We start from the raw sequence: 8,152 nt of genomic DNA on the forward strand, positions 1-8,152 counted from the left end.
TGTAAAAGAACCTGCTCCTTATTCGGGCAGGTTCTTTATTTTTTACCTCCGACTAACAATTTGATTACCTTTGCAGTTGAATAGCAAAAAAACACTATATCATGGTTGATACGACCTACGTTCCCTACAAAGTAAAAGACATGTCGCTGGCCGAATGGGGCCGCAAGGAAATCCGTTTGGCAGAGGCTGAAATGCCGGGCCTGATGGCTTTGCGCGAAGAGTTTGGTGCTTCGCAGCCGCTGAAAGGTGCCCGCGTTGCGGGTTGCCTGCACATGACCATTCAAACCGCCGTACTCATCGAGACGCTTATCGCACTCGGTGCCGATGTTACGTGGTCATCGTGTAACATCTTTTCTACCCAGGACCACGCTGCCGCTGCTATTGCTGCTGCTGGTATTCCGGTGTATGCCTGGAAGGGCATGAGCGAGGAAGAATTTAACTGGTGCATCGAGCAAACCCTGTATTTCGGTGAAGATCGTCAGCCCCTGAACATGATTCTGGACGATGGCGGCGACCTGACCAACATGGTGCTCAACAACTTTCCTGAATTAGCTGCTGGTATCCGTGGCATTTCGGAAGAAACTACTACTGGCGTATTGCGTCTGTTGGATCGGGTGAAGAACGGAAGCTTGCTGATGCCCGCCTTCAACATCAATGACTCGGTAACGAAGTCGAAGTTCGATAATAAGTATGGCTGCAAAGAGTCGGCCGTAGACGCTATCCGTCGGGCAACTGATGTAATGATGGCCGGCAAAATTGCTGTAGTGGCCGGTTACGGCGACGTAGGGAAAGGCACCGCTGCTTCGTTGCGCGGCGCCGGTGCCCGCGTTATCGTCACTGAAATCGACCCAATTTGCGCCCTGCAAGCGGCCATGGACGGCTACGCGGTGAAGAAAATGGCAACTGCCATTAAGGAAGCCGACATCGTAGTAACCGCTACCGGCAACTGCGACATCATCACCGAAGAGCATTTTCGTGCGCTGAAAGACAAGGCTATCGTCTGCAACATCGGTCACTTCGACGATGAGATTGATATGGCTTGGCTGAATGGCAACTACGGCGACACCAAAGACACGGTGAAGCCCCAAGTTGATTTGTACAACATCGATGGCAAAGAGGTGATCATTCTGGCCGAAGGTCGTTTGGTAAACCTGGGTTGCGCTACTGGCCACCCTTCGTTTGTAATGTCGAACTCGTTCACGAACCAGGTATTGGCGCAGCTGGAGTTGTGGCAGAACGCGGATCAGTACGAGAACAAAGTGTACACACTGCCTAAGCATCTCGACGAGAAGGTGGCGTATCTGCATTTAGCCAAAATTGGTGTGGAACTGGATGAGCTGAAGCCTAAGCAGGCGCAGTACATTGGCGTAGACGTACAAGGCCCATTCAAGTCGGACCTATACCGCTACTAGAATTTGGTTTAGTTATAAAAAAGCCCCCCAGATATTATCTGGGGGGCTTTTTTGTTATATATTTTATTCGGCAACGGTAAACCACGGCACATTTAGCTGGCCCGGCATGGAATGAATCTCTATCTCCTTCCCCACCTTTACCTGCTGATAATACTGCCGCGAGACTGTCACATCGTCGGTTGAGGTGCGTGGTCCCCAAGGGCTAACGTGTAAGTAGTAGGTAGTGGTTTTGCCGCTACTAGTTCTTTTGCTAAGCACTTTGGCTTCATATATGGTGGCTTGACCCTCATCGAAAGTGCAGTTATAGCTTAGCGTGGCAGCGAATCCATAGATAGCAGCAGTAAATAGTGTTGCAATCAATAAGCTTATCCGCGACTTATCGCGAAAGAGAAAATCGCGACTGCCTCCAAGCAATATCAGAATACCAATAACTGCTACTACCGCCGCTTGAGGCCACAAAGGACGATAATCTAAAACTTCGAAATCCAAAACTACACGCATTAGTAGCAGAAGCGGCGGTCCTATAATTGCCGTAGTTACCCCAGGATAAGCGCTGTTCTTTTTCTCATCAAATCGGATTGCACCTTGGTGTATCCACAAAGCTGCCATTGCCAATAATGGCACTACCAACCCGACTGCTATAGCCCATTGGTAGGGCTGGGGGCGCAAAAGTAGCCAAGCCGCTACTATACCACCAATAATATTCAGCCATTTGGCAGTGCGTCGCGCTTTTTTCAGCGTTTCTTGACGCTCAGTTGGCGTTCTACCTAAGTCGTGTTCTTCTAAAGCTTGGGCAGCCTCCTGCTCTTGCTCCAACACATCCAGATCAGGATAGCGGTCTGCGAACCACTCCTGCAATCCTGCATAATCCTCGCTGGTGTAGCCTATCTGTATTTTGGGGTCAACTGCGCTATCTGGAAAGATGCGTATGTAGTGCTGATCAATCCGATAGCCTTTTATATTAGCCAGTGGCAACTCCTTACGCCGGAATATGCCCGCATAAATAAGCATATCGGTAGTAATAATATGTTTGGCTTTGATGGTTTCCAGCAGACCATATATAAGGAAAATAGCCATTCCTATCATTAGAGCAGAAAAGCCAATAAAAAGCCCGAGCCCGAGTTGTTGGCTGTTATACCAACCCAAAAATGGTATGGCCAGAAATAGAAGGATGAGCGGTGGTCCGAAAATGTACATAAATAGGCGCCAGCCTTTGGCCGTACCGTACTCCTGCTGTGCCTGTTGGGTGTTCATGAATGGTTGAATAGAATAGGGTAAAGGAAAGATGAATGATACTGAAGCAATACCGGTGCGTTTGTAGCGAAACTAAAGCCAAAGTCTGCATTCGGAGAGAGACACAGCTAGAAGCTGTGCCCAATTCCAGATATTTGCCCCCCATGCCTGTTTCCCTGTCCGTCGTCATCATCACCTACAATGAAGAGCGCAACATCGGCCGCTGCCTGGATGCGCTTGGTGATATAGCCGACGAGGTAGTAGTAGTCGATTCCTTCTCGACTGATGAGACGGTGGGCATCTGCGAAAGTCGGCACGTCCGCGTTGTTCAGCAGGCCTTTGCCGGCTACGTGGAGCAAAAAAACTTCGCTACTGCACAAGCCCGCCACGATCATGTGCTCCAACTCGATGCCGATGAAGTGCTGACTGAGGAGCTGCGCCAAAGTATTCGGGAAGCAAAGCAAAACTGGCAGGGCGCAGGCTACACCTTGGCGCGCCTCACCAACTACTGCGGTACCTGGGTGCGCCACGGCGGCTGGTACCCCGACCGCAAGCTTCGCCTCTACGACCGGCGCTTAGGCCGCTGGACTGGCCTGCTCCTGCACGAGCGCTATGAGGTGGCTGGGGGGCAAAATGTCGGCACCTTATCCGGCGACCTGCTCCATTATTCCTACGATTCGGTGGCCCAACACATAACGCAGCTCAACCATTTTACCAGCATCGCGGCCGAGGAGCTGGCGTTACGCGGCAGGGGAAACGCCACTTTTTTTCATCTGCTGCTCCAACCTGTCTGGAAGTTTGTGCACGGCTATTTTTTGCGTCTGGGTTTCCTCGATGGTTTTGCCGGGCTGTGTATAGCCAGTATCTCCGCAGGGGGCGTTTTTTTGAAATACGCCAAGCTGCGTACCCAGTCGATACCTCCCGCTACATGAAAACCTTCCTGGTAAGCCGGACCGATGCCATTGGCGACGTGGTATTAACATTGCCCGTCTGCGGACAGTTAAAGCGCTTATTTCCGGGGTGTCGGGTCGTGCTGATTGGCCGCACCTATACGCAGGCAGTGGCCGAAGCCTGCCCGCAGGTTGATGGCTTTATTAATGTGGATGAGCTGCTAAAAAGCTCCCCCCGCGCACAAGTTGCGGCATTGCGGGCGGAACAGGCAGCCGCTATTATTCACGTTTTTCCGAACAAGTCCTTGGCTCGGCTCGCACGGCAGGCGGATATTCCGATACGTATCGGCACGCGCAACCGCTGGTTTCACTGGCTTACCTGCAATCGGCTGGTTGCTCTTAGTCGGCGGCATTCACCTTTGCACGAGGCCCAGCTGAATCTACGTATGCTGGCGCCATTAAGCACTTTCAAAGCCGATTTGCCATTAGCTGAAGTTGCAGCGTTAAGCAGTCTGCAGCCAGTGGAGACGCTAGGGGGCAATTTTAGCCAGCTTCTCCAGGCTCGTAAAGCCGGACAGCTCAACATCATTCTGCATCCCAGCTCGCGGGGTAGCGCGCGCGAATGGGGCCTCGATCATTTTGGCACTCTGGCTTACCTGCTACACCAGGCCGGGCACCGCGTATTCATAACTGGCACCACCGCCGACGGCGAAATGCTGCGCCCGTGGCTGACGGCTCACGCTTCTTCTCTTACCGCCGACTTAACTGGGCAACTCTCCCTACCTCAGCTTTTAGCATTTATTCATGCCACCGACGGCCTGGTAGCTGCTAGCACCGGTCCCCTGCATCTGGCCGCTGCCCTGGGCCGGCATGCGTTAGGCGTTTATCCATCCCTGCGACCTACAGACCCTGGTCGTTGGGCCCCGCTGGGCCCTCATGCCGAGTATCTCGTGTTCGACCGCCCCAACTGCACCGATTGCCGGATGCAGCCCGCGCTGTGTACCTGCGTGCGTGCGATTCAGCCGGCGCAGGTATTGGCACGTATTTCGGGGTGGCAACCGTTAGCTATTTCCGCACCCTGATATTTTGGCGTTAATCTCTCATTCTGCTCCTCCTACTTCTACGCTGCCAAGCTTGCGGCAAGCCTGGCGGCAAGGCCGCGTATCGCAATATCTGTTGCTGCTGGCTTGTGTGGCTGGGGTAGCGGGTCTTTTTACTTCTCGGGCGTTGGTAGCCTTGAGCCCGCTGGTAGGCGTGGCGGCAGCCGTGGCCAACCCAAACGCGCGCCTGGCCCTCACGCAGTGGCTGCGCAATAAATCAGCCTGGGGCCTGGCTTTGCTGTACTTCCTATTGGTGGTAAGTGGCTTGTATACCGAAGACTGGTCAGTCTGGCAGCACCAAATGTATCGGCAGCTTCCCTTAATTGGGGTTCCCTTGGCGTTTGCCTTGGCCGTTCCGCTAAGTGCCCGGCAGCGCTATGCTATTGGTTGTCTGTTCGTGGCTGGGGGCGCGCTTATAGGTGGCGCTACCGTTGTTCGTTATTTGCTCAATCCACTAGCTAATAATGAGCTCATTATGGTGGGCCAAAACACGCCATCCGTGACGGGCATCTTCCATATACACTTTGGCCTAATGCTGGCCCTGGCTGTTTACTTCGGCCTGTTGCTGAGTCGTAGCACGCATGCGGGGAAGCTAGCGCAGATACTGCTGGTGCTGGGGGGGCTTTTTTCGGCTATGGCCCTGCACATTTTGGCCTATCGAACGGGGCTGCTGGTGCTGTATACCGCTCTGCTGGTGAATGGAGCGATTCTTATTGTGGGGCAGCGGCGTTTCCTGCTGGGGGGCATTTTGCTGGCTTTCCTAATTATCGTGCCTTTCCTTACCTATAATCTTCTCACTTCTTTCCGCTACCGAGTGCTGGGTACGGCCTATGACATAGCGCAATTTTCCGCGAATCAGGATATCAATACTTTTTCCGTCTCACAACGTTTTGCTGCCTGGGAAACTGCGCGCGTAGTAGCTACTCTACAGCCCTGGGTTGGCGTAGGCATGGCTGATGTGCGAGTTGAGATGATGCGGCAATACGAATGGCGCGACTACGGCCTAGAGCCGGCCAACCGCGTCATGATTCACAATCAATACCTGCACTACCTAGTTGGCGGCGGCGTTATCGGATTATTTCTTTGGCTACTGGTTCTGCTTGGACCGCTGGCGCAACCTAGTTTGCGTAGAAACCCGTACGTGATACATTTCCTGGTCGTAATGGGCACCGGAATGCTGGTTGATTCACTGCTGGAGCTCCAAATTGGCTTCAACTTATTCGTATTCCTCTACAGCTTTCTACTGGTGGCCGGCGAGCGGCATAGCCAAGAGGCCACCGCGAACCTTCCCTGAGCGAACAGGTATAGGAATATACGTTTCTTGGCTGATTGTCCTTTTTTGGTGATATTCGGCCGTAATTTTTAGTCTCCATGAGCGATTCTCCCGAACGGGTACCCAAGCTGAGCAAGGAAGAAAAGGACCGGCGGTTTCAGGCCGAACTGATGCCGGTGCTCGACCCGCTCTACAACTTTGCCTACCGCCTCACTCTCGACGAAGATGACGCCAACGACCTCGTGCAGGAGACCTATTTGAAGGCTTATCGTTTCTTCGAGTACTTCGAACAGGGAACCAACGCGAAAGCGTGGCTGTTTCGCATCCTGAAAAACTCGTTCATCAACGACTTCCGAAAAAAGAGTAAGCAACCCGCCAAAGTCGACTACAGCGAAATTGAAGGGTACTACAATACGGAAGACGTAGATGCCGAGGGCGACGTGGGAAGCACGTCGTCGGATATGCGGCAGCAGTCCGTGCGCGACCTCATCGGCGATGAGGTGGCCAGCGCGCTCAACTCGTTGCCCGTGGATTTCCGCACTGTCATTATTCTCTGTGATCTGGAAGGATTCACCTATGAAGAAATGGCTAAGGTGCTGGATATTCCTATCGGTACGGTGCGCTCCCGGTTGCACCGGGCACGCAACTTCCTGAAAGAAAAACTAGAAAAATACGCTAAATCAATGGGCTATGGCAACGACGACGAAAACGACGCTGACGCTCTCCTCACCGACGAAGACCAATAACAATAACAATTTTCCTCCCTCTTTTATGGAAGCCACTTCTACCACAGCCCCCAACCAGCAAGTCGCCGCTTCTGGTCCCGATTGCGAACGTGTAAACACGATTCTCGACCAAATTATTGTGGGGCAGGATCCCAATGAGGAGGATGAAGAATATTTCATCAATCACGCGGAAGACTGTTCTCCTTGCTTCGATAGCATTGATAAACAGCAGGTTTTCGTCGGTTTCATTAATGAGAAAGTAGGCCGTAAGGGCGCTCCTTCCTCTCTTCCCCACACCATTATGGCGCGCGTTCAGGCAGAAATGGCCTAATTTCGCTTCATGCAGGGTAAAATCATCGTGTTTTCGGCTCCTTCCGGGGCCGGCAAAACTACTATAGTCCATCGGCTGCTGGAGCGGATTCTAGAGCTAAGCTTCTCTATTTCGGCCTGCACCCGCGACCGGCGGGGACGCACCGAGGCCAACGGCAAGGACTATTATTTCATATCCGTTCAGGAATTTCAGGAGAAGATCCGCCACGATGAGTTTGTCGAGTGGGAGGAAGTCTACGAGGGAGCTTTTTATGGCACCCTCAAGTCTGAGATTGAGCGCATCTGGGAGAGTGGCAAACACGCTGTCTTAGATGTTGACGTCAAAGGAGGCTTAAGCATCAAAGAGTTTTACAAAGACCGCGCCTTGGCAGTTTTCGTGAAACCGCCCTCACTGGAAGTCTTAGAAGATCGACTCAAATCGCGCGCTACCGATTCGGCAGCCAGTATTTCGGCCCGGCTGTACAAAGCTGACTTCGAGCTGACGTTCGAGGATCGATTTGATATAACCGTCATCAATGACGACCTCGACGAGGCTACGGCTCAGGCTCAGAAGCTGGTACGTGAGTTTATAACTGCCGAACCTGCCATTCTGTGATTTCAGGCCTATCGTCAGAGCCTAAGAAGGTAGGACTACTCTTCGGTTCTTTCAACCCTATTCATACGGGCCATCTTATTTTGGCCCATTTCATGGCTACGCACACCGATCTGGATGCGGTGTGGCTGGTAGTATCGCCTCAAAGTCCGTTTAAGATAGGCCAGGAAATGCTTCCCGAGGAAGAGCGTTTAGCTTTAGTTGAGTTGGCAATTGCTGGCAACGACCGATTGCGGGCTCTCGATATTGAGGCGCACATGCCCAAACCTAGCTATACAATCGACACACTTGATGAACTGGTTAGTCGTTATCCGCGGCATCGGTTTGTGCTGCTAATGGGGGAAGACAATCTGCCCGATTTGCCTCGCTGGAAGCAAGCAGAACGTATTCTAGCTGAGCATGAGGTATATGTATATCCCCGGCCTGACGTAGATGCTACCGACTTGAAGGCCTACCCCAGCGTACGCGTGGTAGAAGCCCCCTTGCTTGATATCTCAGCCACATTTATCCGCGACTGTGTGCGGGCAGGCAAATCGATCCGCTATCTAGTGCCTGATGTGGTCGAAAATAGAATATTGAATGCCGGCTATTGGCAGC

General features: G+C 52.5%; 9 protein-coding genes. 8 read left to right on the forward strand and 1 reads right to left on the reverse strand.

The window, feature by feature from the left end; all coding sequences use genetic code 11:
* Window positions 1-101 precede the first annotated feature (101 nt).
* Entirely contained in the window at window positions 102-1,412 is a 1,311-nt protein-coding gene (gene ahcY, locus B9A24_RS11500) for an adenosylhomocysteinase (RefSeq protein ID WP_084445883.1), read from the forward strand.
* Window positions 1,413-1,475: 63 nt separating this feature from the next.
* On the opposite strand, the gene B9A24_RS11505 is transcribed toward ahcY, so the two are convergent.
* Complete coding sequence (locus B9A24_RS11505) at window positions 1,476-2,666, reverse strand: YdbT family protein (RefSeq protein ID WP_084445886.1); 1,191 nt, start codon at window positions 2,664-2,666, stop codon at window positions 1,476-1,478.
* A gap of 143 nt (window positions 2,667-2,809) precedes the next feature.
* Between B9A24_RS11505 and B9A24_RS11510 the strand changes: the two genes are divergently transcribed.
* From B9A24_RS11510 to nadD, 7 genes are all read left to right on the forward strand, one after another.
* Window positions 2,810-3,577, forward strand: coding sequence for a glycosyltransferase family 2 protein (locus B9A24_RS11510; protein WP_084445889.1), 768 nt, complete (start codon window positions 2,810-2,812; stop codon window positions 3,575-3,577).
* Window positions 3,574-4,617, forward strand: a complete 1,044-nt coding sequence (locus B9A24_RS11515) for a glycosyltransferase family 9 protein (protein WP_084445892.1) — start codon at window positions 3,574-3,576, stop codon at window positions 4,615-4,617. The genes B9A24_RS11510 and B9A24_RS11515 overlap by 4 nt, the downstream gene beginning before the upstream one ends.
* 52 nt (window positions 4,618-4,669) lie before the next feature.
* A complete protein-coding gene (locus tag B9A24_RS11520; protein WP_084445894.1) occupies window positions 4,670-5,929 on the forward strand; it encodes an O-antigen ligase family protein in 1,260 nt (419 codons plus the stop codon).
* A gap of 77 nt (window positions 5,930-6,006) precedes the next feature.
* On the forward strand, window positions 6,007-6,654 hold the full coding sequence (locus B9A24_RS11525) for a sigma-70 family RNA polymerase sigma factor (RefSeq protein ID WP_084445897.1): 648 nt from the start codon (window positions 6,007-6,009) through the stop codon (window positions 6,652-6,654).
* A gap of 25 nt (window positions 6,655-6,679) precedes the next feature.
* Window positions 6,680-6,964 (forward strand): hypothetical protein, encoded by a 285-nt coding sequence (locus tag B9A24_RS11530; RefSeq protein ID WP_084445899.1) that lies wholly within the window; start codon window positions 6,680-6,682, stop codon window positions 6,962-6,964.
* A 9-nt stretch (window positions 6,965-6,973) separates the two neighbouring features.
* Window positions 6,974-7,558: a guanylate kinase gene (gene gmk / locus B9A24_RS11535; protein ID WP_084445902.1), complete on the forward strand. Its 585-nt coding sequence runs from the start codon at window positions 6,974-6,976 to the stop codon at window positions 7,556-7,558.
* A partial coding sequence (gene nadD / locus B9A24_RS11540) for a nicotinate (nicotinamide) nucleotide adenylyltransferase (protein WP_084445939.1) occupies window positions 7,558-8,152 on the forward strand: 595 nt, incomplete at its 3' end. The genes gmk and nadD, both read left to right, overlap by 1 nt.

The sequence above is a fragment of the Hymenobacter roseosalivarius DSM 11622 genome, from assembly GCF_900176135.1.
Classification (GTDB): Bacteria; Bacteroidota; Bacteroidia; order Cytophagales; family Hymenobacteraceae; genus Hymenobacter; species Hymenobacter roseosalivarius.

Excerpts from the sequence above, each read along its gene's own strand:
- B9A24_RS11505 (WP_084445886.1), bottom strand. The coding sequence starts at position 2,666 with ATGAACACCCAACAGGCACAGCAGGAGTACGGTACGGCCAAAGGCTGG.
- B9A24_RS11530 (WP_084445899.1), top strand. The coding sequence starts at position 6,680 with ATGGAAGCCACTTCTACCACAGCCCCCAACCAGCAAGTCGCCGCTTCT.
- gmk (WP_084445902.1), top strand. The coding sequence starts at position 6,974 with ATGCAGGGTAAAATCATCGTGTTTTCGGCTCCTTCCGGGGCCGGCAAA.
- ahcY (WP_084445883.1), top strand. The coding sequence starts at position 102 with ATGGTTGATACGACCTACGTTCCCTACAAAGTAAAAGACATGTCGCTG.
- B9A24_RS11515 (WP_084445892.1), top strand. The coding sequence starts at position 3,574 with ATGAAAACCTTCCTGGTAAGCCGGACCGATGCCATTGGCGACGTGGTA.
- B9A24_RS11510 (WP_084445889.1), top strand. The coding sequence starts at position 2,810 with ATGCCTGTTTCCCTGTCCGTCGTCATCATCACCTACAATGAAGAGCGC.
- B9A24_RS11525 (WP_084445897.1), top strand. The coding sequence starts at position 6,007 with ATGAGCGATTCTCCCGAACGGGTACCCAAGCTGAGCAAGGAAGAAAAG.